Annotated in this window: 29 protein-coding genes and 1 pseudogene; 12 read left to right on the top strand and 18 right to left on the bottom strand. The window is 47.9% G+C overall.

Annotation, left to right across the window (positions count from 1 at the left end):
- Positions 1-19: 19 nt before the first annotated feature.
- Entirely contained in the window at positions 20-313 is a 294-nt protein-coding gene (locus K6Q96_RS23365; RefSeq protein WP_251880603.1) for a hypothetical protein, read from the bottom strand.
- Positions 314-436: 123 nt separating this feature from the next.
- On the opposite strand from K6Q96_RS23365, the gene gcvA reads away from it, so the two are divergent.
- The gene (gene gcvA / locus K6Q96_RS23360) at positions 437-1,357 is read left to right on the top strand and encodes a transcriptional regulator GcvA (RefSeq protein ID WP_251880602.1); all 921 of its coding nucleotides are present in this window, start codon (positions 437-439) and stop codon (positions 1,355-1,357) included.
- A gap of 54 nt (positions 1,358-1,411) precedes the next feature.
- Here gcvA and K6Q96_RS23355 read toward each other — a convergent pair whose 3' ends face one another.
- A complete protein-coding gene (locus K6Q96_RS23355; RefSeq protein WP_251880600.1) occupies positions 1,412-2,272 on the bottom strand; it encodes an AraC family transcriptional regulator in 861 nt (286 codons plus the stop codon).
- A gap of 232 nt (positions 2,273-2,504) precedes the next feature.
- On the opposite strand from K6Q96_RS23355, the gene K6Q96_RS23350 reads away from it, so the two are divergent.
- Entirely contained in the window at positions 2,505-4,127 is a 1,623-nt protein-coding gene (locus K6Q96_RS23350; protein WP_251880598.1) for a methyl-accepting chemotaxis protein, read from the top strand.
- A 44-nt stretch (positions 4,128-4,171) separates the two neighbouring features.
- Here the strand turns inward: K6Q96_RS23350 and K6Q96_RS23345 are convergent, their stop codons facing one another.
- Positions 4,172-5,056 carry a LysR family transcriptional regulator gene (locus K6Q96_RS23345; protein ID WP_251880596.1) on the bottom strand — a complete coding sequence of 295 codons (885 nt, stop codon included), beginning with the start codon at positions 5,054-5,056 and terminating at the stop codon, positions 4,172-4,174.
- 112 nt (positions 5,057-5,168) lie between these two features.
- On the opposite strand from K6Q96_RS23345, the gene K6Q96_RS23340 reads away from it, so the two are divergent.
- Complete coding sequence (locus K6Q96_RS23340; protein ID WP_039849885.1) at positions 5,169-5,672, top strand: lactoylglutathione lyase family protein; 504 nt, start codon at positions 5,169-5,171, stop codon at positions 5,670-5,672.
- A gap of 47 nt (positions 5,673-5,719) precedes the next feature.
- On the opposite strand, the gene K6Q96_RS23335 is transcribed toward K6Q96_RS23340, so the two are convergent.
- Positions 5,720-6,604: a LysR family transcriptional regulator gene (locus K6Q96_RS23335; protein WP_251880594.1), complete on the bottom strand. Its 885-nt coding sequence runs from the start codon at positions 6,602-6,604 to the stop codon at positions 5,720-5,722.
- A gap of 117 nt (positions 6,605-6,721) precedes the next feature.
- On the opposite strand from K6Q96_RS23335, the gene K6Q96_RS23330 reads away from it, so the two are divergent.
- Positions 6,722-7,585: an MBL fold metallo-hydrolase gene (locus tag K6Q96_RS23330; protein ID WP_251880593.1), complete on the top strand. Its 864-nt coding sequence runs from the start codon at positions 6,722-6,724 to the stop codon at positions 7,583-7,585.
- Between the two features lie 52 nt (positions 7,586-7,637).
- Here the strand turns inward: K6Q96_RS23330 and K6Q96_RS23325 are convergent, their stop codons facing one another.
- On the bottom strand, positions 7,638-8,483 hold the full coding sequence (locus K6Q96_RS23325; protein ID WP_251880591.1) for a LysR family transcriptional regulator: 846 nt from the start codon (positions 8,481-8,483) through the stop codon (positions 7,638-7,640).
- A gap of 89 nt (positions 8,484-8,572) precedes the next feature.
- Here K6Q96_RS23325 and K6Q96_RS23320 point away from each other — a divergent pair, with 89 nt between their 5' ends.
- Positions 8,573-9,001 carry a nuclear transport factor 2 family protein gene (locus K6Q96_RS23320; protein WP_251880589.1) on the top strand — a complete coding sequence of 143 codons (429 nt, stop codon included), beginning with the start codon at positions 8,573-8,575 and terminating at the stop codon, positions 8,999-9,001.
- A 59-nt stretch (positions 9,002-9,060) separates the two neighbouring features.
- On the opposite strand, the gene K6Q96_RS23315 is transcribed toward K6Q96_RS23320, so the two are convergent.
- From K6Q96_RS23315 to K6Q96_RS23300, 4 genes are all read right to left on the bottom strand, one after another.
- Complete coding sequence (locus K6Q96_RS23315; protein ID WP_251880587.1) at positions 9,061-9,642, bottom strand: hypothetical protein; 582 nt, start codon at positions 9,640-9,642, stop codon at positions 9,061-9,063.
- A 250-nt stretch (positions 9,643-9,892) separates the two neighbouring features.
- Positions 9,893-10,450, bottom strand: coding sequence for a hypothetical protein (locus K6Q96_RS23310; RefSeq protein WP_251880585.1), 558 nt, complete (start codon positions 10,448-10,450; stop codon positions 9,893-9,895).
- Entirely contained in the window at positions 10,447-10,992 is a 546-nt protein-coding gene (locus K6Q96_RS23305) for a sigma-70 family RNA polymerase sigma factor (protein ID WP_251880583.1), read from the bottom strand. Before K6Q96_RS23305 ends, K6Q96_RS23310 begins: the two co-directional genes overlap by 4 nt.
- Before the next feature lie 19 nt (positions 10,993-11,011).
- Positions 11,012-12,685, bottom strand: a complete 1,674-nt coding sequence (locus K6Q96_RS23300; protein WP_251880581.1) for a vWA domain-containing protein — start codon at positions 12,683-12,685, stop codon at positions 11,012-11,014.
- 335 nt (positions 12,686-13,020) lie between these two features.
- Here K6Q96_RS23300 and K6Q96_RS23295 point away from each other — a divergent pair, with 335 nt between their 5' ends.
- From K6Q96_RS23295 to K6Q96_RS23285, 3 genes are read left to right on the top strand one after another with little or no spacing between them, the layout of a single operon-like run.
- The gene (locus tag K6Q96_RS23295) at positions 13,021-13,779 is read left to right on the top strand and encodes an amino acid ABC transporter substrate-binding protein (protein WP_251880579.1); all 759 of its coding nucleotides are present in this window, start codon (positions 13,021-13,023) and stop codon (positions 13,777-13,779) included.
- Positions 13,779-14,453 carry an amino acid ABC transporter permease gene (locus K6Q96_RS23290; RefSeq protein WP_165015441.1) on the top strand — a complete coding sequence of 225 codons (675 nt, stop codon included), beginning with the start codon at positions 13,779-13,781 and terminating at the stop codon, positions 14,451-14,453. Before K6Q96_RS23295 ends, K6Q96_RS23290 begins: the two co-directional genes overlap by 1 nt.
- The gene (locus K6Q96_RS23285) at positions 14,450-15,181 is read left to right on the top strand and encodes an amino acid ABC transporter ATP-binding protein (protein WP_165015444.1); all 732 of its coding nucleotides are present in this window, start codon (positions 14,450-14,452) and stop codon (positions 15,179-15,181) included. The genes K6Q96_RS23290 and K6Q96_RS23285 overlap by 4 nt, the downstream gene beginning before the upstream one ends.
- Positions 15,182-15,340: 159 nt before the next feature.
- On the opposite strand, the gene K6Q96_RS23280 is transcribed toward K6Q96_RS23285, so the two are convergent.
- Complete coding sequence (locus tag K6Q96_RS23280) at positions 15,341-16,108, bottom strand: IclR family transcriptional regulator (protein ID WP_251880577.1); 768 nt, start codon at positions 16,106-16,108, stop codon at positions 15,341-15,343.
- A gap of 251 nt (positions 16,109-16,359) precedes the next feature.
- On the opposite strand from K6Q96_RS23280, the gene K6Q96_RS23275 reads away from it, so the two are divergent.
- From K6Q96_RS23275 to K6Q96_RS23265, 3 genes are all read left to right on the top strand, one after another.
- Complete coding sequence (locus K6Q96_RS23275) at positions 16,360-16,902, top strand: glutathione peroxidase (RefSeq protein WP_251880575.1); 543 nt, start codon at positions 16,360-16,362, stop codon at positions 16,900-16,902.
- A gap of 173 nt (positions 16,903-17,075) precedes the next feature.
- Positions 17,076-18,785, top strand: a complete 1,710-nt coding sequence (locus K6Q96_RS23270; RefSeq protein ID WP_251880573.1) for a hypothetical protein — start codon at positions 17,076-17,078, stop codon at positions 18,783-18,785.
- A gap of 549 nt (positions 18,786-19,334) precedes the next feature.
- A complete protein-coding gene (locus K6Q96_RS23265; protein WP_251880571.1) occupies positions 19,335-20,483 on the top strand; it encodes a Na/Pi symporter in 1,149 nt (382 codons plus the stop codon).
- A gap of 73 nt (positions 20,484-20,556) precedes the next feature.
- Here K6Q96_RS23265 and K6Q96_RS23260 read toward each other — a convergent pair whose 3' ends face one another.
- The 8 genes and pseudogenes from K6Q96_RS23260 to K6Q96_RS23230 all read right to left on the bottom strand — a co-directional run bounded on the left by K6Q96_RS23260 (position 20,557) and on the right by K6Q96_RS23230 (position 25,049).
- Positions 20,557-21,327, bottom strand: coding sequence for an ABC transporter permease (locus K6Q96_RS23260; protein WP_251880569.1), 771 nt, complete (start codon positions 21,325-21,327; stop codon positions 20,557-20,559).
- Positions 21,324-21,953 carry an ABC transporter ATP-binding protein gene (locus K6Q96_RS23255; RefSeq protein ID WP_251880567.1) on the bottom strand — a complete coding sequence of 210 codons (630 nt, stop codon included), beginning with the start codon at positions 21,951-21,953 and terminating at the stop codon, positions 21,324-21,326. The genes K6Q96_RS23260 and K6Q96_RS23255 overlap by 4 nt, the downstream gene beginning before the upstream one ends.
- A complete protein-coding gene (locus K6Q96_RS23250) occupies positions 21,950-22,384 on the bottom strand; it encodes an acyl-CoA thioesterase (protein WP_251880565.1) in 435 nt (144 codons plus the stop codon). Before K6Q96_RS23250 ends, K6Q96_RS23255 begins: the two co-directional genes overlap by 4 nt.
- Positions 22,385-22,510: 126 nt before the next feature.
- On the bottom strand, positions 22,511-22,924 hold the full coding sequence (arfB, locus tag K6Q96_RS23245; RefSeq protein ID WP_251880563.1) for an alternative ribosome rescue aminoacyl-tRNA hydrolase ArfB: 414 nt from the start codon (positions 22,922-22,924) through the stop codon (positions 22,511-22,513).
- Positions 22,925-22,972: 48 nt separating this feature from the next.
- Complete coding sequence (locus K6Q96_RS23240; protein ID WP_251880561.1) at positions 22,973-23,719, bottom strand: substrate binding domain-containing protein; 747 nt, start codon at positions 23,717-23,719, stop codon at positions 22,973-22,975.
- Positions 23,720-23,854, bottom strand: a pseudogene (locus K6Q96_RS24970) (LysR family transcriptional regulator); the annotation flags it as partial.
- 54 nt (positions 23,855-23,908) lie between these two features.
- The gene (locus K6Q96_RS23235) at positions 23,909-24,097 is read right to left on the bottom strand and encodes a hypothetical protein (protein ID WP_251880559.1); all 189 of its coding nucleotides are present in this window, start codon (positions 24,095-24,097) and stop codon (positions 23,909-23,911) included.
- A 19-nt stretch (positions 24,098-24,116) separates the two neighbouring features.
- Positions 24,117-25,049 (bottom strand): DMT family transporter, encoded by a 933-nt coding sequence (locus K6Q96_RS23230; protein WP_251880557.1) that lies wholly within the window; start codon positions 25,047-25,049, stop codon positions 24,117-24,119.
- 194 nt (positions 25,050-25,243) lie between these two features.
- On the opposite strand from K6Q96_RS23230, the gene K6Q96_RS23225 reads away from it, so the two are divergent.
- Positions 25,244-25,645, top strand: coding sequence for a DUF805 domain-containing protein (locus K6Q96_RS23225; protein ID WP_251880555.1), 402 nt, complete (start codon positions 25,244-25,246; stop codon positions 25,643-25,645).
- Positions 25,646-25,734 lie beyond the last annotated feature (89 nt).

Here is a 25,734-nt window from a genome sequence, read left to right as displayed (position 1 = left end):
CCCCGAATAGGGTGAACGTTTAGTTTCTTCTCACACTGTGCGCAATTTGTTCTGACTTCAATCGAATATTGCGGGTTTTAATGACACTGATTTCTTCTGGACTTAATCCAAAATCCTTAAGGAGGTAGTCCGGATAGCTCGAAAGCGAGTCGCGAAGTTTCTCTCTTTGATGCTTTAGCCTAAAAGCCTGATACCACGCCATTACACCTTTCACCAATTTCCAGATCATTCGGCTGATTTCAAGATGCGTTTCTCTACTCTGCCCATAAGGCGCGACCAACAGGGTGTGGCTTTTCTTCTCTGAAATCCTCATTTGCCTCTCCTCCAGCTTGTCTCTTTTTTAATCAAGAAATACTTAAGTTAAGCTCAATCTTGAGATACTCTTTTCTGGACCACAAACGAGGTTTTCTACTTTATGGATAAGAAAAACTAAATCATGGAAGTACAGTTTCCCCCATTGAATGCTCTGAGAGCTTTTGAAAGTACGGCGCGGCACCTCAGTATTAAACAGGCAGCGGAGGAGTTGCATGTCACGCCTGCCGCCGTCAGTCAGCAAATAAAAACGCTGGAAAGCTATCTGGATATTGCGTTGTTTGAACGTAAGGTACGTGCAATCTCACTCACCGAAGCGGGTGAGCAGCTTTATCCGTTCATGGAGGAAGGATTCGCCAAACTCGAAGAAGGAGTCCGGCAACTGCATCGACATCGTCATAGCAATGAATTGGTGGTGAGTGTGTCACCGACTTTTGCCGCAAAATGGTTACTGCCAAGATTAGGCAGTTTTTACCAGCAGTATCCTGCGTATCGTTTGCGGGTAGACGCCAGTGAGTCTTTGGTGAACTTCCGGCAGGATGGCGTAGACATTGCGCTTCGTTATGGTGGTGGTGATTACACTGGCTTGCATTGCGAGGTGTTAATCCCGGAAGAGGTTGTGCCAGTTTGCAGCCCTGCCTTGATGGAAGGCCAACGTCCCTTACATTCGCCAAAGGATCTGAAGCATCACATGCTGTTGCGCTCTGATTGGCAAACCACTCAGGCGCAGGCACCCTGCTGGGGTATGTGGCTGCGTGCGGCAGGGGTTGATCATCCAGATGCGAACTCTGGCCACCAGTTTTCCAGCGAGGCGCTGGCGATGCAGGCGGCTATCGAAGGGCAAGGTGTGGCGCTTACTTCCACCGCACTGGCAGACCTAGATGTGAAGGAGGGGCGTTTGATGTATCCCTTTGGACGGGAACACAACCAAAAAGTCGCGTTCGGGTACCACTTTGTCTGCCCGGAATCGCACCTTAGGATTAAAAAGGTGCAGGCATTTCACTGTTGGATAACTTCAGAGCTGAGGGCAATCGCTCTAAAATGAAAAAAGCGGCACGTCGGACTGCCGCTTACCTCTTAGTTGAATTCATTTGAGGTACTACTCCAACGGGATGTAAATATCAGTTAGCAGCTCAGTTTGTGGTACAGAATGAACATCATTGAGGTACTCCTCATAGGCCGGTTGGTTGCGGACACGCTCAGTGGAATTTGGTAACCATTCAGAAAATAACCAGCGATAGGCCGCATCCATATTTGCGTATGGGCCTTTGTAGCGCATTACCGCACACTTACCCGCTTGAATATCAAAACGCTTCAATCCCTCTTCCATAGGGAACTTATCTGGGTTAGTGACTGTGATACAAGCCAGAGAGCGCAACTCTTCAATAGGTTTAGTATCCGGATCATCAAAATACACGCCGAAGAAACGGGTTCTTGGATCAATGAGGTTGCGGGTCGCCAGCCAGCCCTGTAGCTTTTCGAATTGCTGTCCAACCTTCATGTAATCACCGTGGTGTTCGAATCCGATAAGGGTCAGCGCCTCACCGTCTCTTAATGTGATCTCTTGCATGGGGTAGTCCTCGTTTTTCCGTGTTGGTTGCATAAATTGAACATGGTCACCTTCACGCCTGAATCGGGCGGGTGGCATGCCAAAGACTTCACTGAAAACACGGGTGAAACTCTGCACAGAGTTGTATTTCGCCATGCGGCCAATCGCTTCAATGCTCATGTCCGTCTTAATCAACCTGTCCGCCGCATAGTGAAGGCGTGTCCAACGGATGGAATCCGTCAGACTGTTGCCGTAGATCCCACGATAAATGCGGTGCAGGTGATAAGGAGAGATCAACGCAACCTCAGCGAGCTTATCCATATCCAAATCATCTTCCAGGTTGTCGTAGATGTAATCCGACAGCACGGAAAGCCTTTTCTGGTAGTGCTCTGCCGTTGATTGGCGTTTCATTGCAGTTTCTCCCTTGTTTTCATCCTTCCAAGTTATCAGCAGACTTTTTAACAAATCCTGCGCATTTTTTATTCGAAAACTAACCCTCTGAATAGTAACGCATGATAACGGGATAGAGAGCTGAATATGTCGCGGGTGTTACGCTGGCGTTCGATTTATCACTAAAGCGAATGGTGTGCGGGTCGATACATCATACGGTAAATGATTTATTTCATCGTGAAGGAGAAGCAGCATGTTTAGGAAGCTGACAGTTAGTCAAAAATTGTTTTTTGGGTTTGGGGGCATTCTTAGCCTGTTAGTTGGCATGGTGGCGTTTGTCTGGATTAAGTTGGCGTTTCTTCAGGAAGTCGGTATTGAAGTGAGAACCGATGATGTGCCGGAAGCGATTGGTTATCTCGGACTGATTGATGAAGCCGGTGACGTTTACCGTGATTCAATGGGCGTGATAAATGATGTCACTGGTGCTAGGGATGATTTAGAGAGCAACACCAAAGAGTATATGGATTTGATTGCTAACGTTCGTCTGTTGGAGACCCCGGGGTCGGAAGATTTTCAGAGACTGGCAGAGATAGAAGATCACATGAAAGCTTACCTTGCTGCTTTTGAAAACAGTATTCTTCCGCGGGTAGGTAAGGGTGGAGAAATGTCTGATTTGGTGGAAGAGCTTCACGACGTTTACCTCGTGCATCTGGCACCTATCGAAGACATTCTCGACCAGGTTTCTTCTGAGGAAGTGGCAGAAACTGACAAGGCACTTGGCAGTCTGCTAGATGCCTATGAAGTGATGCGAATGACCCTGCTTTCACTGGCAGCGGTGGCGATTTTTCTCTCCTGCGGTATTGCTTATTTGCTTTCTACCTCCATTACTCGCCGATTGAAAACTTTGAATGAAGCGGCGCAGCGTATTGCTAACGGAGAGCTCTCGGACGATGCCATCGAAGATAAATCCGGCGATGAATTGGCAAGTCTGGCGGTGTCTGTGAATGCTATGCAAGCGTCTCTGGTAAGCCTGATTTCTTCTATCCGCGGCGTAACTGAAGAGGTGCATTCTTCAGCTAAAGCACTGTCTACCATCAGTCAGGATGTGGTTTCAGGCGCATCGATGCAGGATGAAAAAGCGACCTTGATTGCGACTGCATCAGAAGAATTGAGCCTGACGATTTCTGAAGTGGCGAATCAGGGTACAGCCACCTTTGATGAAGCTAAGCGGTCAGAAGAGGCAGCAAACGAAGGTCGTCAGGTGATTGGTGAGATGGTGAACAGCATCCAGCAGGTATCTGTGCAAATGCAGGAAATGTCAATTTCTATGCGAGAGCTTGGCAGCCACAGTGAAGAAATTGGTAACGTGATCAAAGTGATTCAGGGTATTGCAGAGCAAACCAACCTGCTCGCACTAAATGCGGCAATCGAGGCGGCGCGTGCGGGCGAATTTGGGCGGGGGTTTGCCGTTGTTGCAGATGAAGTTCGTGCACTGGCGGAGCGCACTACGCAGGCGACGCAAGAAGTCTCTACCATCATCCAATCGATCCAGACGGGTACACAAAATGCCGTCACCAGTACCGAAGAGAACTGTGGCTTGGTTGAGATTGGTGTGAACCATAGCGAGAGCGCCGTAAAAGCGCTGGATGATATCTTCAATGGCGCGGCATCGGTGCAAAGCATGATCAGCTCTATAGCGACAGCAGCGGATGAGCAAACATCCGTAACCCGAGAAATCGCCTCAGATATTACCGCCATCAGCGATATTTCTTCCAAGTCTCTGGAGAGTGCCCAGCAAAGTGCATCCCGCATTGCCTCGCTCGACAGAAAAGTGGATGAGCTTGATGCACTGATTGGTAAATTTAAAGTGTGTTAAGTCTTCACGCTTGAAGGCATTGGCCGCCTGTTTGGGCGGCTTTTTTATTTGCTTGTTGATTGGTGAATGATTTCCATCACCGCTTCGAATCGCTTGGGCAAATCGCGATGTTTCTTCTTCGAAAGAAAGAGGGATTGTGAAACCGGTGATTCAAGCGGAAGTGACCTAAGCTGTTCTTTTTGCTCAAATCGACTCATAACACTTTCCGGTAACACGGTGAAACCAATGCCTTTTGATACGGGCAACAGGATCTGCGCCAGTTGGTTGACGTAACCGCGATGATCCAAGGATTCGACGCCACGGTATTCTTCGGGGAAGTTACTTCCAAGCACCAAATCGGCATAGTGTTTTCCATCGGGGTGATGAATATAGCCCAACGAAGCAAGCGCTTGGAAATTGCCTTGGGGGATATCAGCGCCGGACGGCGCGATCAAAAAAAGTGCTTCTTCACCGAGTAAGGTTTCTTCAAAGGCAGGGTGATTGAACTCTTGGGTAGTGATGCCAATGTCGGTTTGGTTATCCATCAGCATCTGACGAATTCTGTCGGCGGGCGCGGCCTCAAGCTGCACCGATAAGCCGGCGTATGAGGCTTGCAGGTTCAACAAAGATGGATATAGCTTCATTGCCATTGCGCCAGAACAGGCAATGCGGATCGCCCCTTGATGCGGATCATCATCTTTCATTCTTGCCAGAAAGTCTGCCTGCTGCTGCTTTTGCTCGGCGATAAAGGCATTCAGCATGATACCTTCACGTGTCAGTTCAAATTGCTTTCCTTCACGGAATATCAGGGTTTCCCTCAATTCGTCTTCTAGCTTCTTCACATGCTGACTGACGCCGGGTTGCGTCATGTAAAGCCGTTCAGCGGTTTTGGTAAAGCTGCCGGTTTCAACCAGCGTGGCGAAGGTATTGAGCCATTTAGGGTTCAGCATATAGAGGTGAATAAAATTATATTATGGATATAATAATAATCGATAATTTTTCAATGCTAAAGGTGCTGAGTAAACTTCTCTTCATCCGATAACGCATTGAGAGATTTTGACCATGACAACGCCATATCCACGTAACTTCTCACACATTGGTATTTCGGTTCCTGACTTGGAAGCTGCGGTGAAGTTCTACACCGAAGTACTGGGTTGGTACCTCATCATGGAGCCTACAGAGATTGTTGAAGACGATTCTGCCATCGGTGAAATGTGTACTGATGTATTCGGTGCAGGCTGGGAACGTTTCCGTATTGCGCACCTTTCTACCGGTGACCGCATTGGCGTTGAGCTGTTTGAATTCAAGAATCAGGAAAACCCAGAGAATAACTTCGAATACTGGAAAACCGGCATCTTCCATTTCTGTGTGCAGGACCCGGATGTTGAAGGTTTGGCTGAAAAAATTGTCGCGGCGGGTGGCAAGAAGCGCATGAAAGCGCCTCGTTTCTATTACCCAGGCGAAAAGCCTTACCGCATGATCTACATGGAAGACCCGTTCGGCAATATCCTTGAGATCTACAGCCACTCTTACGAACTGCATTACGCGGCGGGTGCTTACAAGTAAGCGCCTTTACTCCCTCCTCTTTTAAGGGGAGGGTCTGTTCCTGAGCGTCAGAATTTCCCATCAAAATACTCAACCAGAAAATCAATCAAAGCGCGTACAGGCCTCGAAAGATGCTTGCGTGATGCGTACAGCAGATAGATGGTCAGGGTGTTTAATTCCCATTCCGGCAATACTGCTTCCAGTTCGCCTTTTTTCAACATTTCCTCGACCAGATACGTCGGCTGCATGGAAATTCCCATGCCTGCTAACGAACCATGAAGCAGCACTGTTGCTTCGTTGCCAGTGATCGGACAATTTACTTCAATAGTTTGTTTTTCATGGCCTTTGGTGAGGTGCCATTCGTGTCGGCCAAAGTTCTTATAGCCCAGGCATTCGTGCGCTTTGAGATCTTCCGGTACCAAGATAGGCGGCCGCGATTTCAGATAGGCAGGAGAGGCAACCAAGGTTGATTCACAGGGAGCGAGGGGTCGGCCAATCAGCGAAGGATCTGGGTTGCTGGCGGTGCGGATGGCGAGATCAACGCGTTCGGTGACCAGATCAACCGCTCTGTCCTGTGCGTCGATATCAATGGTGACACCGGGATGACGCTCCCGAAATTCATGCAGTGCTGGCATCAACAGGGAAAAACCAAATGACATACTGGTGCTGATGCGGATAAATCCGCTAAGCGCTTCGCCGGGCATCAGGCTCTCTTCCAGATGCAGCGCCTGTTCCACCCATCGCTGCATATCTGGCAGCACTTGCTTACCCATATTGGTGAGTGACACTTTGCGGGTAGTGCGGTTCAACAGCCTCGCCCCAAGCCAGTTTTCCATGGCTTCCACATAGCGTGTCACCATAGGTCGGGACATCTCTAACCGGTCAGCGGTGGCGGTGAAACTTTCCGTTTGCGCCACATCGAGAAGCACCCTTGCGGCAGTCAACTTATCCATAAGTTCACTCTTTATCTGTTCGATTTGAGAAATAATGATGCAAAGAATAGGCGGTATTTCCGAGCATATCTAATCGTTATGCTTCTTCCCAAGCCCAAATAACGAGGAAGTACAACAATGAAAACAGCAATCGCATTAGCTTTATCTTTCGCTTTGACTGCCCCAGTAATAGCGGAGACTACACCACTGACATTTGACATTTACTACGGAGACGACAACAGCTTCAACGTGACTTCTACCGTCGTTGCAGGCGAAAAAGAAGTGATGGTGATCGACACGGGTTTTACCCGTGCGGATGCTTTGCAAATCGCCGCTAAAGTATTGGACTCCGGCAAAGAGTTGAAAACCATTTACATCAGCCAGGCGGATCCGGATTACTACTTCGGCGCTTCACAGCTACTTGAAATCTTCCCACATGCGAATGTGCTGACCACTCAAGCAGTACGTGACGCTATCGTGAAAAAGCTGGAAACCAAGATCAGTTTCTGGGGCCCCAAAATGGGTTCGAATGCACCGAAGCAACCTCTTGTACCGGATGTATTTAACGGCGCAGAGCTAAAAGTCGATGATGCGGTTATCGAAATCAAAGGCACAGATGGGGTACTAGCGCATCGTCCGTACCTCTGGGTCCCATCTGAAAAGGCCATTCTGGGTAACGTCGGCATTGTTGAAGGTATGCACGTTTGGATGGCAGACACCCAAACCGATGAAGAAGTGACAGCGTGGTTGGATCAGCTCAAGGAAATGCAGTCTTTGAAGCCTGAACTGGTCATCCCGGGTCACATGAAAACCGAAGGCAAACTGGATCCTTCGACCATTGATTACACAGCCACTTGGATTGAGCGCTTTGCAGACGCTAAAGCCAAGAGCGAAGACAGCAAAGGCGTGATTGATACTATGGTGGGTTACTACCCGAAACTGGGTGCTACCTTCACGCTGGAGCTAGGTGCGCAGGTGCACGAAGGTGAAACCCAGTGGTGATGTGCTAACAAGCAGCGCTTAAAACGGTGACTCGGGTAGTCACCGTTTTTGTTTAGTCCATGTTTGACTGTGAAAGCTGGAACTGCGACAGCAGCGTGTCGATAACCAGACGGATTCGCGCGGGTGTAAACTCTGAGAACGCGTGGATGGCGTGAACATCACGTTGTTGTTCTGGCTCTGGCTCAGGCTCTGCTCTTGAAACCAAGGTCAGCAACCCTTGCTCACAACATGACCGGGCAAAAAGATCGGGCAGCAATACACGTCCCAATCCCTGCTTTGCCATTTCTGCAGCGGTGAGGATATTGTTTACACGCAGCACGTTGGCGTGCTCTGCGGTTTGCCATGGCAGCAGAATCTGGTCATCTGAATCTTCTGCCAGTTCAGGTGACTGATACCAGCATTGGTGAAAGCGCCCGAGTAATCTGGCTTTCAAATTGCTATCTGGGAGATTACCCACACGAATCGCCACATCGATATTTTCCTGGAGCAGATCCTGGATGGTATCCGTCACGACAAGTTCGATATCCAGTTCAGGATGTTCGCACCTTAAGGTTTTAATCGTAGGGACAACCAATACCGATGCCAGGGCTGTTGGGCAGGAAATTCGGACTCTTCCTTTTATGCCCGCTTGGGTTGAAGAAATATCTTCCTGGGCTTTTTCCAGCAAATTTTCCATTGCTACGGCATGTTCAAAAAAGCGCTCGCCGGAATCTGTCATCCGCAGCGTGCGGGTGGTGCGATGCAACAACAGGGTGTTTAGTGATTTCTCCAATCCACTGATTTGCTGACTGAGCCAAGAACGGGTAATGCCCAGTTGTTCTGCGGCCTGAGTAAAACTGCCTGCCCTAACCAAGGCGACGTAAAGCTGCATTTGGTAGCTAATATGTTTAGTTTTCATAAACAGTGTTTTCTATTGTGCGATATATATCTAACAATAATGCGTAGGTACTCTTTGCTCAACCCAAATAAAGCGATGTGGAGTGAAGGATGAAAAAGCAATTAATGGCAGCAGCAATCGCGACTCAAATGGTATTCGCAGGTGCAGCTTATGCGGGTCCGATTGAAGAGGCGCAAGAAGCATCAAAACAGTGGATCGCTGCATTCAATAAAGGTGACTATCAGTATCTGGGTGATGCTTACACCATGGAATCGACCATGATTTCCCATCCGTTTGGTGTGTATCATGGCCGCCCGGCGGCAACTGCATTCTGGAAGCAATTAATCAGCGATGGCGCGACAGATTTGGTCTACATAGAACCAAAATTTGCAGAGCTGGATGACAAAACGGTGGTGATGGAATCCCGCTGGAAGATGAACATCGGCGAAGGTCATATCACGCTTGAAAAGTGGGTGAAAGAAGCTGATGGCGTTTGGCGTCTGGAGCTTGATGATTTCACCGTTGAAAAGCGTTACTAACAAGCACAATTTCGATATAGAAAGGGACGCAGATGCGTCCCTTTCTATTTGATATTGACTTAACTTGCTGGGGGAAAACCGCAGAAGTTACAGCCTAGATAGGTGATCACTAGACGGTTCTGATAGCGGTTCTGGTAGTTCCAAGGAGATACATCATAAGGTGCACGCTGATAGCGGCCTTGGATGAAAATAGTTTCGCCTTTTTCAAGCTGCATAATGCTGTTTACTGCTGCGACGCCAGGGATGGCACAACCCGTGTCGTTGTTTGCAAAAGTAACAGGGCCAATAGAAGCATTGCTGCCAGGAGGAACAGCATTTGGCAGTGAGATGCCAATCCGAAGCAGGTACTTAAACCCACAAGTACGTTGAGCATAACGGGCATCGATATTATAGAGACCAGCTACAGGTGCCGTGAACATATGAGACGTGGTGTCAAAAGCGTAATTAAAATTAATCGTCGTCTCATTGTATTCGACAACTTTGATGGCACCATTGTTGGCCTCCGTCAACTCATCACCGCCTATGTAAGCGTCGACAACAACACTGTTTGACGGCAGGTATGGTGTGGTATCAGCAAACACGCTTGCTGACAACAGTAGTGCTGCTGAGGAAAGCAGAGATAGTGGTAGCGAGTATTTCATCCGTGTCCTCCATGTAGGTCATTGTGGATAAACCATCGAGAATATTAGGACGAGGCAACATTTCTGTTTGTGCCTAAAGTGAGATTTTTTAAGTTCTTACTGTGAAACTATTCTTTTAATATCAGAAGGTTTTCCTATTTCTGTTGAAAGTAGTGGACGTTTCTAAAAATCTCATTTCTCTCCATTTTCAATGAGCAAAATTCAACCATCAAACGGCCAACAGGCCTTAGTTCCACTCCAGAATTCTGTATTAATTTTCTTCTTTTTCTACCAGAGTTTTAAGCCTTTCCGGCAACCTGTTAAACAGCTTGGGATTGTCGGTCAGCATTTGCTCCAACAGTTCTCGCGCTTGTTGCTCCTGACCTTCATCAAGTAGCCTTTCAACTTCTGGAAACTCAGTGATGATGGAGTCTTCAATCTCCATCTCCATTTGGGGTAGAGATTTCGCGGCGGAAGGCGCAGTGCGGAATAGACGCTGCTCCTCAGGTTTTGGTGGCAATATTTCAATAGACGGGACTGCGTCAATTGCGCTGTCGGACAAGGCTTCCTCGCTCATGGTTTCTGGTGTGCTCATAAACTCAATGTCCTGAGGGGCTTCAAGGGTCTGATCCACCCACTGCCAAGGCGCAAGAAAGGCGACAAAAGAGACGGTTGCCACGAGACCTGCGTAGGTCCACCAAGGTATGCGTTTTTTATGCTGGCTGTTGGCGTAAGCAAGGATGCTATCGTCCAGGTCTTTGCCTGATGTCTCTGTCGCGCTTTCCTTGTACAGCGCGACGATGTCTTCGTCTTTGATTGGCGCTGTCATTGTCTGTCTCCGAGTTTTTTGGTCAGGCACTGGCGAAGTTGATCCATGGCATAGCGAAGCCGGGTTTTCACGGCCTCCGCTTTCGCACCGACGATCTCACAAATTTGTGCTGGCTCAAAGCCTGCTTCATGGCGAAGTAAAAATGCTTCTCTCTGCAAAGGGGCGAGCAGTGCCATGCAGGCTTTGATGGCGGTTTGCTTATCGCCATCCCAATCAGGCACTTCGGTCTGATTGTCGTCCAGTGATTGGGCATAAGCGCTGGATGACATCATTTTGCGGTGTTCATCAATCACCAGATTATGGGCAATGTGATACAGCCAGGTGGTGAACTTGGCGGTCGGCGTATAGCTTTTCCGCTTATCAATCACGCGGTACCAGACATCCTGATATAACTCTTCGGCACGGGCATGTTGTGCCGCGCCCAATTGACGGACGAAGTAGCGATACAGCGGATTTTTATGGCGCTGATAGAGCTCAGCAAAGGCGCGTTGGTCGCCTTTGCTGAAGTTCACCATCAATGTTTCGTTGGTTTGTGTATCCATGGATGCCTGTTAACAGCCCCTAAAGGTTCTGTGCTATCTCCACCAGAGTGATAAATTCGCCGCGGTAGTTGAATGGGTCGTTGCCCCGGTTTTCACGCGCGATATCAGCTATTTGACTGTAGGCTAAACCATCCACATAGTGATTGTCTTTGAGCTTCTGCGCAAAGGCGGCAACCGCAGTGGCAAACTGGAAATCCGCACTGGCCTGAGTGAATGTTGGCTTGCCTTTGCTGCCGTTAATCACCTGCGTGGTGAGCTGGCTTTTGTCTTTGCCGGGCAGCTTATATCGGACTTTGACCTGAGCAAGTTCGTCACTGTGAGAGGCGACGTCTGTCTTTTTCTGCTGATAGCGCAGATCGTCAATGCGTCCCTGGTCACCAACCAGTGTCAGTTCATACAGAGCTGTGACTGTGTGTCCTGCACCGATTTCACCAGCATCGACGTTATCGTTGTTGAAATCTTCATCGCGCAGTTTACGGTTTTGGTAGCCAATCAGGCGGTATTCCTTCACCGTGTCTGGGTTGAATTCGACCTGAATTTTCACATCTTCCGCGATGCTTTGTAGCGTGCCGCTCATCTGTCGTAATAGGACTTTCTGTGCTTCATGAAGCGTATCGATGTAGGCATGGTTGCCGTCGCCGATGTTGGCGAGTTGCTCCATCATGGCATCGTTGTAGTTACCACGACCAAAGCCCAGTGTGGTGAGTGAAATGCCGTTCTCACGCTCGTCTTCCACCAAATCTTTTAACGCATCTAAACTGGTTACACCGACGTTGAAATCTCCATCTGTAGCCAGAATGACGCGGTTCACGCCATCTTTGATAAAGCCTTTTTTAGCTTGCTGGTAGGCCAGTTTGATCCCGCTTTCACCATAGGTGCCTCCGCCTGCTTGCAGGCTTTTGAGTGCATCGACGATTGCTTGCTGATTGTCACCGCTGGTCGGTTCGAGCACGACGGAGGCATTTCCCGCATAGGTTACCAGACTTACTTTGTCTTTCTCTCCAAGGTTTTTAGCGAGCAGAGAGAGGCTTTGTACCAATAATGGCAGCTTGTTGGGCTCATTCATGGAACCTGACACATCTACCAGAAACACCAGATTCGATGCTTTTCGCTCGTTGACCGGAATGTCGTAACCTTTGAGCGCAATGCGCATGAGTTTACGTTCGGCATTCCATGGCGCAGGCGCAAGTTCTGTGCTGACAGAAAAAGGTCGGGCTTTGGTTGCCGGCGTCGGGTAGGCGTAATCAAAGTAGTTGATGAAGGCTTCTTCGCGAATGGCATCTGCCGGTGGCTTGTTTCCCATCTTCAGATAACTGCGCACATTGGCGTAACTGCCGGTGTCGACATCAATAGAAAATGTCGACAAGGGTGACGCTGTCACTAATTTTGTGGCATTGCTTGGTGTATCGAGGTAATTGTCGCGGTTTTCGGTTTGTATATAAGGGTCAATGCCGGGCATGGGCATCACCATGAATTGCTGGTTCGCCGCAACGCGGTTATGCGCCATTTTAGTGGTTGGCACAGCGAGTAGGGCATTCGTTGCATCCATAACTTCCAGTTCCACCAATTCTTCCTGAATCCTTGACGATTCTTGTTGAGGCGTAGTTTGGGTTGTGTCGTTCATGGATTCTGAACAGCCGACAACCACGGTCAGTGCAGTGACAATGGCGATAGTGACTTGATTGAATTTCATATACCGATTCCTTTTTCTTGCTGGTTTGTCGGTATAAACGGGCGAGTGAGGCAGAGGGGGTGAAATTTTTTCTGCCTTTTTAAAATTCGATAGAGCAGGGATAGTTCAGAGTAATATTTGCTCAAAAAGTAATCGATGCGGCGGATGTATCTATAAATACTCTTATTTGCAGATTATTACATAGAACATTTCGTTATTTATCACAAAAAAATGTATGAGTTACATTTGGCTCCATAAATCGAAGCACCTTACGAACATTAAGCGTATCGGGAGTAAGGTGTTGAAGCCCAAAGGCCGTTTGGGAAATAAATAGAATAACAATTGGAGTTGTAACCATGCCTGCTATAAAAAACGTTTTGCTTGCTATCGTCGCACTTGCAGCAAGCTTCACTTCGACCGCTTCGCTTGCCCAAGAAGAAATTAAAGTGGGCATGTCTGGTCGCTATTTCCCATTTACCTTTGTGAAAATGGACAAGCTGCAAGGCTTTGAGATCGATGTATGGAATGAAATTGGCGAGCGTGCGGACTACGACGTTGAGTTCGTGACTGCAAACTTCTCAGGCCTTTTCGGCATGCTGGAAGCCGGCCACATCGACACCATCAGCAACCAAATCACCATGACTGACGCGCGTAAAGCAAAATACGCTTTCTCTGTTCCTTATGTGGTAGACGGTGCGCAGGTGGTTGTGCGTAAGGGCCGCGAAGACATCGAAGGTATCGAGGATCTGAAAGGCAAGAAAGTGGCGGTTAACCTTGGCAGTAACTTCGAGCAACTGCTGCGTAACTACGACAAAGCCAACGAGATCAACATCATCACTTACGATTCAGGTTTCGAACAAGATGTGGCATTGGGTCGTACTGATGCGTTCGTGATGGACCGTGTTTCTTCAGCACAGCTGATCAAAAAGTCCGGGTTGCCACTGCAATTGGCGGGTGAACCGTTCGAAACTATCCAGAATGCAATGCCATTCCTGAACACTCCTGAGAAGCTGGCTATTAAAGCCAAAGTTGATCAGGCACTGACTGAAATGAAAGCTGATGGCACCCTCAGCGAGATTTCAGAGAAGTGGTTTGACTCTGACATCACGAAATAATGCAGAGCTTCGACTTTAACTACATGCTGGAGTTGTTCCCGATACTGGTTAAGTATCTGGGAATAACTCTGGAAATGTCACTGATTGGCTTTGTGATTGCTCTGGTGCTGTCGGTGCTGCTGGCACTGGTAAGGGTGTTCAAAGTCAAAGTGCTCGACTCTGTCGTCGCCGTGTACATTTCGTTCTTCCGCGGCACACCGCTGCTGGTTCAGCTCTTTTTACTGTATTACGGACTGCCACAGGTCTTCCCGATATTTGTAGGGATGGATGCTTTCACCGCCGCTGTGATTGGCTTGTCGCTCCATTTCTCTGCCTACATGGCCGAGAGTATTCGCGGTGCGATTCTGGGGATTGATAAGAACCAGATGGAAGCCAGCCTGAGTGTCGGTATGACTGAACTCCAGGCAATGAAACGCATTATCCTGCCGCAGGCAGCGCGCGTCGCAACACCTTCATTGATGAACTACTTCATCGACATGATCAAAAGTACGTCACTGGCGTTTACGCTGGGAGTCGCGGAAATCATGGCGAAGGCACAGATGGAAGCCTCTTCGAGCTTTAAGTTCTTTGAAGCTTTCATGGCGGTGGCATTGATTTACTGGCTGGTGGTGATTTTCTTCACCCGTATTCAAACGGTGATGGAAGTCCGATTGAACAAGGCGTATGCACGATGATTGAAGTAAAAAATTTGAGCAAACGCTTTGGTGATGTCGAGGTGCTGAAGCAAATCGATCTCGATGTCAAACAAGGTGAGATTGTGGTGATCATCGGCCCGTCTGGTACGGGTAAGTCAACACTGCTTCGTTGTCTGAACTACCTCGAAGTGCCAAGTGGTGGTGAAATCCAGATTGGTGATGTGCGTGTTAACGCTGGCAAGGTATCGAAAAACGAGATTCACCAGCTTCGTAAACAAAGCAGTTTTGTGTTCCAGAGCTATGCGTTGTTCGCCAACAAAACCGCACTGGAAAACGTGGCGGAATCGCTGATCACCGTATGGAAAGAGCCAAAAGATAAAGCGCTGGAAACTGCACGTAAATTGTTGGTCAGCGTCGGAATGGAAGCGCATTTGGAGAAATACCCTGCGCAACTTTCCGGTGGTCAGCAGCAACGTGTTGGCATCGCCCGTGCGATGGCGTGTAAAGGTGAAGTGATCCTGTTTGATGAACCCACGTCTGCGCTCGACCCTGAATGGGTAGAAGAAGTGTTGGCGGTCATGAAAGCACTCGCCAAGCAAAAGCAAACCATGATTGTCGTGACCCATGAAATGCAGTTTGCCCGTGAGATTGCCGACAAGGTGATCTTCATGGAAGGTGGCGTGATTGTCGAGCAGGGGCCGCCATCCCAGATTTTTGGTAATCCTCAAAACGAACGCACCAAAGCCTTCGTGGCGCGTGCAGCATAACGAATTCAACTGTTCCCCTGGTTGATGTTCCACTAAATTAAAGCCCCTTAATCTGGCCGATTAAGGGGTTTTTTCTTATTCCAAACTCATTCTGTCGATACGGATGCTGATGTACCAATACGATATTGAATCGGGGACGCCAGAGCAGCGCTTTTGATGTTAACCATCCCTCATCAGAACTTCCAGATCCCTTGCTGCGCGTCGAAGTTGCGGCTCGAACCTCAGCAAGTCATCCAATGAACTTCTGAATACCGGGGCATGGGTAAACAAGCAAGCATACAACTGCCCATCTTCATTACGAATAGGTACTGAGATAGCGGCCATGCCATCAATAAACTCTTCATTGTCAATACCAAGATCCTGCTTTTCGATCTCCGTGATCGCACGCTCCAAATCAATGGGGTCGGTGATGGTGTTCTTCGCGTGCCGCTCCAGACTCATATTATTGATAAGTCTTTGGCGATGGCGTTTCGACAGGGTGCTGAGATAGAGCTTGCCACTGGCAGTACAACAAATAGGCGTATGACTTCCTGTCGGCAAATTAATCTGCAGTGGCCAGTTAGTCTGCACGCGTTCGAAATAGATCATATCGATACCATTTGGCAGAGAGATGCCGCAGGTTTCGCCCACCTCGTTGGCTAGCTTTTGTAAAATCGCCTGTCGAATCGCTTTGAAGTGTGTGGTGTGTAATACACCGAGCGCAATGTCATTCATGCGGTTGGCTGGTATAAGGTTTCCACGCATGTTGGTTTGTACAAAGCCTTCCCGTTCGAGCTGTTGCAGCAATCTGTGAATGCTGGGTTTAGGAATATCGAGCATGATTGACAGTTCGGCTGGACTAGGTGGCCGTTCTGAGCAGGAGATTGCTTGGATAATTTCCAATACACGGGTTATTGATGAGGCTTTTTCGCGTCTTTCTGTCGTCATCCCTGCACCTGATTCTGTCGATATAGCGAAAGTATATCCGCGTCAGGCAGCAAACCGTATTGTCGGGGCGAACCTGTATAAGCATACTCACACAAGTTAGCCCCTTAAGTATCTTGTTTTCACACTAATTCACCACTGGCATTGAAAATGACACACTCTTGTTTGCGGTCAATCGACAGTGCAGTGATCTGATCTTTTTTCTCTGGTTCGGGTAATGCTCAATGTCGACAACCACTCAAAAAGGTTTTCCAATGAAAATGCTCACTACCGCCGTTATCACCCTTGCTCTCAGCGCCCCAGCAATAGCAGAAAGTTGTCCAGATATTCTCAATGGCTCGCAACGAAAGCTTAACTCTAACGAGACCGTCGACCTTTGCGAGACCTTCAAAGGCAAAACCTTGCTGGTGGTGAACACGGCTAGCCAATGCGGATATACGCCCCAGTTTGAACAATTAGAAGCGCTCTATCAAAAATACAAAGACGAAGACTTCAGTGTGATTGGTTTTCCGTCTAATGACTTTAACCAAGACAGAGGCAACGAGGAGCGTTCCGCGAAAGTCTGTTATCTCGATTATGGCGTGACGTTTCCGATGATGGCGAGAAGCCCTGTAAAAGGGAGCGATGCTAACCCGGTGTTTGCAGAAATCAGTAAGCAGGCAGGGGTCGAACCGAGATGGAATTTCTACAAATACCTTATCAACGCAAAAGGTGAAGTGATTGCCACGTTTCCGAGCTCGGTCAGCCCTGTATCCCCAAAAATAACAATGACTTTGGAGAGTATCATCCAAAAATGAGATTGCTCTCAAATGAAAACTATTTTTATTTGCAATAAAGTTTGAGCGACTCACCAGAAGTCAAAAGGAAGTGCAAATTATTGATTATGTAATCGATTTCCATCATTGAGCTTGTGAATGTAAGTTCATAGTGTGTGCAAAGGATAATTTGAACAAACTGACGAGGAAGTTCTATGCGCACAATGATTTGCATACCAATAGCGTTGGCTCTATTGGGCTGTGGTGGTGGAGGTAGTGACTCAGGTAGCACCAGTAATGGCGGGTCGACTTCTCCTGAAGAACCAACACCCAGTAGCGGTGAGCTTGAATCATACTCTTTGGCATACAATCAGCGTACCTTTATTCCTCTGCCAAAGGACAACAGGAGCTCTCTACATCTTTTTGCAGGCGAGTCTTCAACGTTTACTGCAACGGTTGAAGGAGAGGGGTTACCCGAGCACGATTGGACGTTGAAAGAGGTCAGCAATGGCAGCATGGCGGTGTTATCGGAGTCCCAAGGCGATTCCTATACATTCATGCAAAATAATCCAGGTGAATTTTTGCTGACGGGCTGTGCTGATAAATCCCGCTACGACAGTGAGACCTTAGAAGGTTTTGAAAAATGCATCAATATAGCCATTACCAACCACAGCACAGAAGTGATCACGCTAACAACGGACAAAGAATCCGACAAAACAGTTGGTGTGGATGCATTTAGTGATTTGGACCTCAAGTTTATTGAGGTAGAACAGCCAAGCCGCGGACAGCTAATCGTCAATCAGGCAAGAAACACACTCACCTATCGCCCTTTGAATCATTACGATTATTTGATGGACACCGACGGGACGGAGATCCAAAAAGTGTTTGTTCGACTTGAAGGTGGTGGAGAAGTTGTAAAGCGGTATTTGAATATCGAAGTGAATGGAACGGCGACATTGCCAACATGTCATGATGGTAATAGTTTGTCAGTCGCGCCAGCGAATCCTGCGGTTGCGGTAACCGTTGACCCTGATCAGTGCGTTGAGCTCGATGCTGCTGCCTACAGAGAAGGCGGGTCTTGGGATTTGTTAAAAAGCCCGTTGGATAACTTCCTGATTTATGCTGGTCTTGAAGAAGGAACGTCGGTACTGCGCTTTAAGTATCCGCAGTATGGCGACTTGCACTTTATGTGGTGCTATGACTTAAACGACTGTGAGTCTGACACTTGGAAAGTTGTTTCGTCTCTGACTGACGATGACATTGTATCGAGCCCCACACTTGAGACTCTCACGAACCAATCTGAAGAGACCGTATCCACCACTATTACTCGAAGTGTTCAGATTAAGGATGAAGTGAGTTATACAGCACCCGGCCCTATCACTTATGAATGGTCGCTAACGGATAGCACTTATGCAGAGCATCGCGTACTTAATCTTCTTACCAGTGAAAAGCATTTGGATTTTGACCTTCCCGCCAGTACAAGGAACTTTAAACTTGAGGTGAGAGCAATTAATGGCGCCTATCAAGACGAGTATTTCGGGAACACAGCTAAAGGCTTCAACGTGTCGCAATACATCTACGCAAGAGGAGCCAGAACAGACGCTCCTACAGCTATCGTAAGAGTGAATGGTGAAGAATATAATGGAGAGACAAGCAAGAGAGTGAACCTAGATGTCGCTGATGCAAAACAAGTCAGCTTTGACGCTTCCTCCACTGTCTTTAAATCGGACAATTCATTTAACCGCAGTTTCTTTGTTGCTGCCAGCAGCATGGTTGCTGAGTCGACGTATCAATTAGGTGAGACTTATACACACGACCTTTCTTCTGGCCAGATGCAACCTGTGACCTTCTGCGCTCAAAATGACTATCGCTGGAGCTACGTAGATAACAGCTGCATTACGTTTATCATCTACCCGGGTGAATAAGCACTCTTAGTCATCTCATGGAGCCAGCCACGACCTCGTCAAGCTGGCTCAGATCCCTGCATAAGTTGTGACGTTGTATTGTGTGAGCTGGCCACACTCCTTACAAACAGAAACAACGCTCTCAGACATAGCTAGCCATCGCCGCTGGAGATATAGTCGCTACGTTTCTAAGCTCGATGACACCCTTATCGCAGAGGAAGTCTCCACATCTGGAAACTCAAAATTGCTAAAGATGACATGGTGAGAAATTCTTCCTACCGAGTTCTTCGTAAAATAAATTTCCATTGATGAAAATTAAGGCAGCAAGCCTGACTTTTTAGGTGTTGTTTTGTGGTCATATTGTGGAGAGAAATAGTAACAGTTCGAAACATCTTTATGACTTGTCATGAAAGATTTTTCTGCTAGCCATTTGGGAAATTTCTGTTTGGTCATATTTTGAACACAAAAAGAGTAAAAAAAGTGCCGTCGCAATCTTGGATTCATATTTCTGTAATATTTAATTCATAGCATCCACTTCGAACTGAAATCATTACTATCAGGAAGTGAGTTATGAGCATCCAGTCTGATGCGCTACAAGGACCTCAGTCCGCGAATCCAAAACGTGCAATGCAATGGGCAACACTCATTGGTATGTTGTATCTTCTGCTGGTTTCCGTATCTATGATCGGCAGTGGCTTCAAATGGGCGGTAGGTGAGCAGGCCAAAGAGCTTTTCGAATTTGCCTCTAACCCTGTTGCAGGTTTGATGATTGGTATCGTTGGTACCGCTCTCATTCAATCTTCAAGTACAGTCACCGCGATTATCGTTGGTCTTGTTGCTGGTGGTCTGCCAGTTGCAATGGCAATCCCAATGGTGATGGGCGCAAACATTGGTACCACGGTAACGAACACCTTGGTGAGTTTGGGTCACGCACGCTGCAAAGATGAATTCCGTCGCGCATTTGCTTGTGCCACCGTACACGACTTCTTCAACCTGTTTGCGGTAGCGATTTTCCTTCCTCTGGAAATGATGACTGGCTTCCTGGCGAAAATCTCCGCTTGGCTGGTATCCCCATTGATGCAAGCAGACAACCTCAGCCTGAAAGGCCTGAACTTCATCAAGCCTTTGACTAAGCCGGTTGTGAGTGGTGCTAAATCAGTATTTGAAATCTTCCCTGGTTCGTTTGGCGGTGTAGCGCTGGTTCTGTTCGGTATTCTTCTGGTTGTTGTTTCTATCACTGTGATGGGCAAACTGATGAAGAAACTGATGGTAGGTAAAGCGCGTGAAGTACTGAACGGCGCAATCGGCCGTGGTCCAATTCACAGTATCGCGTCGGGTACGCTGGTGACGATTCTGGTTCAGTCTTCTTCAACAACGACAAGCCTTGTGGTTCCACTGGTGGGCACTAACGTACTGAGCGTGCGTCAGGTTTATCCATTCACCTTGGGTGCGAACATTGGTACCTGTATTACCGCACTGCTGGCAGCAACCGCGGTAACGGGTGGCAATGCAGTATTCGCTCTGCAGATTGCACTGGTTCACCTGTCATTCAACGTTCTGGGTATTCTGGTTATCTTCGGTACTCCGTTCCTGCGTGAACTGCCGCTGAAAGCAGCAGAACTGCTGGCCGACTACGCGGCGAAAACAAAACTGGCTGTAGTGGCCTACCTGACCGCAGTGTTTGTTGTACTTCCAGGCTTGGTACTGTCAGTGTCATAATCGACAGCTTACTGAATAACGAAAGCCCGACCAATTGGTCGGGCTTTTTGCTTTCTGGCTTTCTGCGATGTGGCTATTGGTTTAGTCTTCCATAGCTATCAGTGAGTCGCAGGCTACTCAGTTTCAGCGTGGTGGCGACTGACAAGGTGACTGTGATAAAAATGGCCACCATGATGACCAGTTGATATTTCACCGCCAGCAAGGGCTCTGTACCACCCAGAATTTGTCCAGTCATCATTCCGGGTAGGCTCACAATGCCTAAAGTACTCATAGCCGCCAGCGGCGGCCTCAGGGCGGCAGAAAAAGCTTCTTTCAAAAATGGCTTACCTGGCTCTTTCGCGCCAAGGGCAACATAAAACTGATATTCCGCGTGACGTTGTTTCATGCTGGAATGCAGACGTTCAATCGCCAATACATTGGCAGACAGCATATTGCCGAGCAACATCCCCGCCACAGGGATTAGGTACTGAGCCTGCCACCACGGAGAGGTTTGAATCACCCCGACCATCAACAGTGGCAGCACAACGCCAAGGGAAACCAATTGTCCACTCAGCACGGCGGGCAGCATTTTGCGCCATGGGGTGTCGGCTTGTTTGCAGATAGTCCAGCTTGCCACCAGTATCATCACCAGCAGCCAAGCCGTGTTAAGCCAAAAGTTGGCGAAGTTAAACAGGGTTTGAAGATAAAGGCCAACCAATGCGAGCTGCAAAGTCATTCTTACCACTGAGGTGATCAGGCTTTTACTTAGCCCCAATTGCCAGCGCTGGAAAAGCAGCAGTGGGATGAGGAAAACACAGTAAAGGCCGGCCAAAGCCCAAGGACTGATGTCGAGCGCGCCATTCATGATGCGACTCCCATATTAAATTCGACATCTGCTGCTGCAATCCAAACCGGGTCGTGGGAGACCGAGACTGCAATAATGTCTTTGGACTTCAATAGCGACATCACGATATCGCGGCTATTGCCATCTAGCGCTGACGTGGGTTCATCCATCAGCCAGATTGGGCGTTCCAATAGAAGGGCGCGAGCAAAGGCTAGTCGCTGTTTTTCGCCGCCAGAGAGTGAGGAAATTTCAGCGCTGAGTGAATGTTGGAGTGAGAGTGATTTCAATACTTCTTGGCATTTAGCGGGATCTGGCTTGTTCAGTGTGGTCGCCTGCATTGACCAAGGTAGCATCAACACCGCTTCGATAGTGTCACCACCCATGACCGGCTCCTGCGGCAAATAATTAACCTGTGTGCGCCACCATGACAGTGATTCCAGAGTAACGCTCTTTGAGTCCCATTGAATACTTCCTTCTGAAGCCGGCAACAATCCACAAATCACTTTGAGTAGGCTGCTTTTGCCACAGCCTGAAGGGCCGTGAATCACCAGATTTTGGCCATATAAGAGGGATATATCGAGTGAAGATATGCTCCGGCTTTCAAAGCCAGAGCGCAGAGCGGAAAGCGTGAGGGAGTTTGCGGTCATTCACCACCCACATAAGCTTGAAGCCGTTCCAGCGTTTCAGCAGGAATAAGGCAGCTTTTCCCTGTGTTGAAATCGCAATACACGATCAGCGCTTCTCCTTCTGCCACACAACGTTGTTGGTTATGGCTGTATATCTCATATTTCATTGTGTAGCGTTTTTCCTGAATATTTTCGACCCAGGAAACTGTAGTGATAGTGTCTGGGTAAACCAGTGGCGCGCGGTAATCGCACCGTGTTGAAGCGACGACAGGGCCAATGTTGTGGCTTTTAACGAAGTCGAACACTTTGAGCTCTTCAAGCATGACGACGCGAACATCCTCAAAGTAGCGGAAATATACGGTGTTGTTGATGTGTTGCAGGGCGTCCATGTCGTTCCAGACGATGGCTTGCGTTTGTGAGAGCGGGTATTCCTTTAAGTCTACGTTGGCCACTTTGTGGTCCTCCTTTTTTTGTTGTGCTTTGATTGCACAACAAGACGTCACTGCAAACAAGCCTGACGTAAGGAATGGGCTGAGTAATGTGACATTAGGCCAATGACTTAGAAGGAGTAGACAAGATCAGAACTGTACTTTGCCGCGAAGTGATTTGGTCTTACCGCGTTGGGTTTTACTATCCACGCGCTTTCTTTGCGAAGACTTGGTCGGCTTAGTAGCACGGCGGGCTTTCTGCACAATAGCGACACTTTTGATCAGTTCCTGGAGGCGCTGCAGTGCATCTTCACGGTTCTTCTCTTGTGTTCTGAACTGCTGACCTTTGATCACGATGACGCCGTCTTTGGTCAGGCGGCTGTCTTTCAGTGCCAGCAAACGTTCCTTGTAAAAATCTGGCAGCGACGATGCCTGCACATCAAAGCGAAGATGCACCGCTGAGGATACTTTGTTGACGTTCTGTCCACCAGCGCCTTGCGCGCGGATATACGAGATATCAATCTCGTCATCGGGGATAGTAACGTTGTGAGAAATAAACAGCATAGAGATATTATTAACTGGCAGAGAGACCGATACTATAGCGAAACGCTATCACTCTGCATATTCCAAGAGATACTCAATTAAAAGCCGCGTTCTTAGAGACAAATTCTTTCTGGATGGATAAAGCAGGTGACAGCAAATGTCCCGTTGGTACCATTCAGGCAAAATATGAACCACCTGTCCTGTTTCTACTTTTTCGATCATTGCTCTTTCCCGCTGAAAGCCAACGGCTTTGCCATCAAGAATGATCTCCCTCATTAGAGTCGGTGAGTTGGTTTTGTCAAAATTTTCAGGTTGCAGCGAGATATTGCAAGAACCATTGGAAAGAGGAATGACATTATTGGGTGCCAAAGCACCATAAAGTATCCAAGGAAAAGAAGAAATATTATCAATGGTTGGTGTTTGACCCATTTCGTTGATGAGTGCTGGTGAACAGTAAAGGCCAATCTTGTCCGGAAACAAGGGTCTGGCTATGTAGCCTTCTTCTTCAATGTGGGACACGCGAAGTGCCAGATCAATCCCTTCTTTGACGATATCAATTTTGTCGAAAGAGAGAATGTAGTCTAACTGGATTTGGGGGTGTAGCTTCTTGAAAATATGAATTTTTGGAAGCAGCCAAGTGACGGCAAAGTCATGTGGTGCTGTGATCCGTATTGTTCCTTCCGGTTTGTTATGATTGAGATTTTCTTCCGCTTCTGCCAATCCTTGTGCGATCGCTTTTGCAGACGGATATAGCGCCTGTCCATCAACCGTCAAAGACAGTTGCCGTGTTGTTCTTTGAATGAGGCGAACACCCAAAGAGCTCTCCAAGTTACGGATTTGCTCACTGACAGCGGAGCGGTTAATACGTAAGAACTTTGCAGCTGCGGAGAAGCTACCTTGGTCGGCCACTGTGGCGAATATCGTGAGTCCTTTCAGGTACTGCAGTTTCATAACATCCCTATTGTTCTAATTTATCGAACAAACTATCCCTTAAATATCCTCTATTTAAGTTTCAGTTTGTTCTTTATCCTTGTCGCCACTGTTGGGAGACATCCATGTTTCCCAAAAGGAGCAAACTCTTTTCTCAAAAATCTTCTGCTTTGGTTCATTTACAGCGCCGAGTACCACCACCAACTGACTGCGGCGCTGTTGTTTGAGAGTACACAGGTTTTCACTCTCAATTTTTCTATCCATCTAGTTGATACGCCCTCTGCTAGGGCGCTTTTTTTGTCTCTACTTGATTGCGGTCGACTGAGAGATTGGCCAAGACGATGCCAGTGACGATAAAGCCAATTCCCAACCAGTGATAATATTCCAACCTCTCTCCAAGCAGTAGCATGGAAAAAATTAGCCCAAATACCGGTATCAAATGCATAAATTGCCCAGTGGTTGCTGCTCCCATTTTCTGCACGGCTGCATTCCAACAAAAGAAGGCGATACCGGATGCGAAAATACCGGTGTAGAGAGAGATGGCGAGGCTTTCTTTGGTGAGAGGCATAGTCTCAAACCACAGCGATTCAGCAAGATAGAAAGGCAGCAGTATTAGGTTCCCTAGAAACACGGTATAACCCAGCATGGGGAGACCTTTCAGAGCCTCGGGTAAATTTTGTACCAACACGGAATAGGTCGCCCATACCAGAATCGCGAAAAGAGCAATAAGCTCACTGTTGCCGATAGTGAAATTAGTCACCAGCTGACCTTTGGTGATGATAAGCAGCACACCAATGGCGGACACCGAAATTGCGAAAGCTTGCTTGATGGTCGTGAGTTTGCGAAAGAGCAGGAACTGCACCAAGAGAATCCACAACGGTGAAGAAGATTGCAAGATCACCACGTTGGTGGATAGGGTGTTTTCTAATGCAATGTATACCAGCGTGTTGTAACCCGCGACACCGAAGAGTGCCAAAAGCACCATCAACGATGCATTGGCTTTGAACAGTGGCCATTGTTCATGCATTGGGCGCAACACAAACGGAGACAGAATCAGCGAGGCGACTGTCCAGCGCCAGAAGGCGAGACCTATTGGCGGAATGGATTCATTGACCAGCTTTGCCAGCGTAATGTTACCCGCCCAGCTCATGGTAGCGATAACCGCGAGAAGAATTGGAAACCAGGTCATTGATGAAGATGAGTGATGCTTTTCCATATCCCTTTGATGAAAAAAGGCTCTGAGTCATTCAGTTAGTCAGCTTGTTAAACAACATGCAACAACTCAGCGTCAGCAATGTGCCTTCACTCACTGTGTCAGATTGTTCAATGCGTTAGATATTTTGTTAAAATAAGCACTGATTTTTTGCCAGAGGGCCGCAATTTCCGCTGGCTTATTACTCGGAGAGAACCATGAATTGGTATATCGGCGTGTTGAAACAATACGCGAATTTCAAAGGCCGCGCGCGCCGCAAAGAATACTGGATGTTTTTGGCGTTCAACATGTTGTTCACTTTTGCACTTGCGTTTGTGGATCAGGCTTTGGGCACATTTAACCCTGATATCGGCATTGGTTCAGTGGGAACGCTATACGCGATAGCGGTATTTATTCCGACACTGGCAGTCACTGTGCGCCGTCTTCACGATACAGATCGCGCGGGCTGGTGGGCATTGATCGGTATTTTGCCGTTTGGCGTGATTGCATTGCTGGTGCTGAATGCCTTCGATGGCACCAAAGGCAGCAACCGTTTTGGTTCTGACCCGAAATTGGGTGAGGCGACCGATTCAACTAAGACTGGCACCTTCCAAGGGTGATGATAGGCGACTAATCCAAGCTGGAACATTGATAAAGTGTTACCGGCTTATTCCACCAAAATCTTGAAAAGAGCAACCGACTTTCGATG

Source organism: Grimontia kaedaensis, assembly GCF_023746615.1.
Classification (GTDB): Bacteria; Pseudomonadota; Gammaproteobacteria; order Enterobacterales; family Vibrionaceae; genus Enterovibrio; species Enterovibrio kaedaensis.
Note: the sequence above shows the minus strand (reverse complement) of the source record. Positions and strands in the feature narration are given on the sequence as shown.

Excerpts from the sequence above, each read along its gene's own strand:
- K6Q96_RS23345 (WP_251880596.1), bottom strand. The coding sequence starts at position 5,056 with ATGCTGAACCCTAAATGGCTCAATACCTTCGCCACGCTGGTTGAAACC.
- K6Q96_RS23275 (WP_251880575.1), top strand. The coding sequence starts at position 16,360 with ATGAAAATGCTCACTACCGCCGTTATCACCCTTGCTCTCAGCGCCCCA.
- K6Q96_RS23320 (WP_251880589.1), top strand. The coding sequence starts at position 8,573 with ATGAAAAAGCAATTAATGGCAGCAGCAATCGCGACTCAAATGGTATTC.
- K6Q96_RS23265 (WP_251880571.1), top strand. The coding sequence starts at position 19,335 with ATGAGCATCCAGTCTGATGCGCTACAAGGACCTCAGTCCGCGAATCCA.
- K6Q96_RS23365 (WP_251880603.1), bottom strand. The coding sequence starts at position 313 with ATGAGGATTTCAGAGAAGAAAAGCCACACCCTGTTGGTCGCGCCTTAT.
- arfB (WP_251880563.1), bottom strand. The coding sequence starts at position 22,924 with ATGCTGTTTATTTCTCACAACGTTACTATCCCCGATGACGAGATTGAT.
- K6Q96_RS23350 (WP_251880598.1), top strand. The coding sequence starts at position 2,505 with ATGTTTAGGAAGCTGACAGTTAGTCAAAAATTGTTTTTTGGGTTTGGG.
- K6Q96_RS23315 (WP_251880587.1), bottom strand. The coding sequence starts at position 9,642 with ATGAAATACTCGCTACCACTATCTCTGCTTTCCTCAGCAGCACTACTG.
- K6Q96_RS23295 (WP_251880579.1), top strand. The coding sequence starts at position 13,021 with ATGCCTGCTATAAAAAACGTTTTGCTTGCTATCGTCGCACTTGCAGCA.
- K6Q96_RS23310 (WP_251880585.1), bottom strand. The coding sequence starts at position 10,450 with ATGACAGCGCCAATCAAAGACGAAGACATCGTCGCGCTGTACAAGGAA.
- K6Q96_RS23325 (WP_251880591.1), bottom strand. The coding sequence starts at position 8,483 with ATGAAAACTAAACATATTAGCTACCAAATGCAGCTTTACGTCGCCTTG.
- K6Q96_RS23290 (WP_165015441.1), top strand. The coding sequence starts at position 13,779 with ATGCAGAGCTTCGACTTTAACTACATGCTGGAGTTGTTCCCGATACTG.
- K6Q96_RS23280 (WP_251880577.1), bottom strand. The coding sequence starts at position 16,108 with ATGACGACAGAAAGACGCGAAAAAGCCTCATCAATAACCCGTGTATTG.
- K6Q96_RS23355 (WP_251880600.1), bottom strand. The coding sequence starts at position 2,272 with ATGAAACGCCAATCAACGGCAGAGCACTACCAGAAAAGGCTTTCCGTG.
- K6Q96_RS23340 (WP_039849885.1), top strand. The coding sequence starts at position 5,169 with ATGACAACGCCATATCCACGTAACTTCTCACACATTGGTATTTCGGTT.
- K6Q96_RS23230 (WP_251880557.1), bottom strand. The coding sequence starts at position 25,049 with ATGGAAAAGCATCACTCATCTTCATCAATGACCTGGTTTCCAATTCTT.
- K6Q96_RS23225 (WP_251880555.1), top strand. The coding sequence starts at position 25,244 with ATGAATTGGTATATCGGCGTGTTGAAACAATACGCGAATTTCAAAGGC.
- K6Q96_RS23305 (WP_251880583.1), bottom strand. The coding sequence starts at position 10,992 with ATGGATACACAAACCAACGAAACATTGATGGTGAACTTCAGCAAAGGC.
- K6Q96_RS23260 (WP_251880569.1), bottom strand. The coding sequence starts at position 21,327 with ATGAATGGCGCGCTCGACATCAGTCCTTGGGCTTTGGCCGGCCTTTAC.
- K6Q96_RS23270 (WP_251880573.1), top strand. The coding sequence starts at position 17,076 with ATGCGCACAATGATTTGCATACCAATAGCGTTGGCTCTATTGGGCTGT.
- K6Q96_RS23335 (WP_251880594.1), bottom strand. The coding sequence starts at position 6,604 with ATGGATAAGTTGACTGCCGCAAGGGTGCTTCTCGATGTGGCGCAAACG.
- K6Q96_RS23300 (WP_251880581.1), bottom strand. The coding sequence starts at position 12,685 with ATGAAATTCAATCAAGTCACTATCGCCATTGTCACTGCACTGACCGTG.
- gcvA (WP_251880602.1), top strand. The coding sequence starts at position 437 with ATGGAAGTACAGTTTCCCCCATTGAATGCTCTGAGAGCTTTTGAAAGT.
- K6Q96_RS23255 (WP_251880567.1), bottom strand. The coding sequence starts at position 21,953 with ATGACCGCAAACTCCCTCACGCTTTCCGCTCTGCGCTCTGGCTTTGAA.
- K6Q96_RS23330 (WP_251880593.1), top strand. The coding sequence starts at position 6,722 with ATGAAAACAGCAATCGCATTAGCTTTATCTTTCGCTTTGACTGCCCCA.
- K6Q96_RS23235 (WP_251880559.1), bottom strand. The coding sequence starts at position 24,097 with ATGGATAGAAAAATTGAGAGTGAAAACCTGTGTACTCTCAAACAACAG.
- K6Q96_RS23285 (WP_165015444.1), top strand. The coding sequence starts at position 14,450 with ATGATTGAAGTAAAAAATTTGAGCAAACGCTTTGGTGATGTCGAGGTG.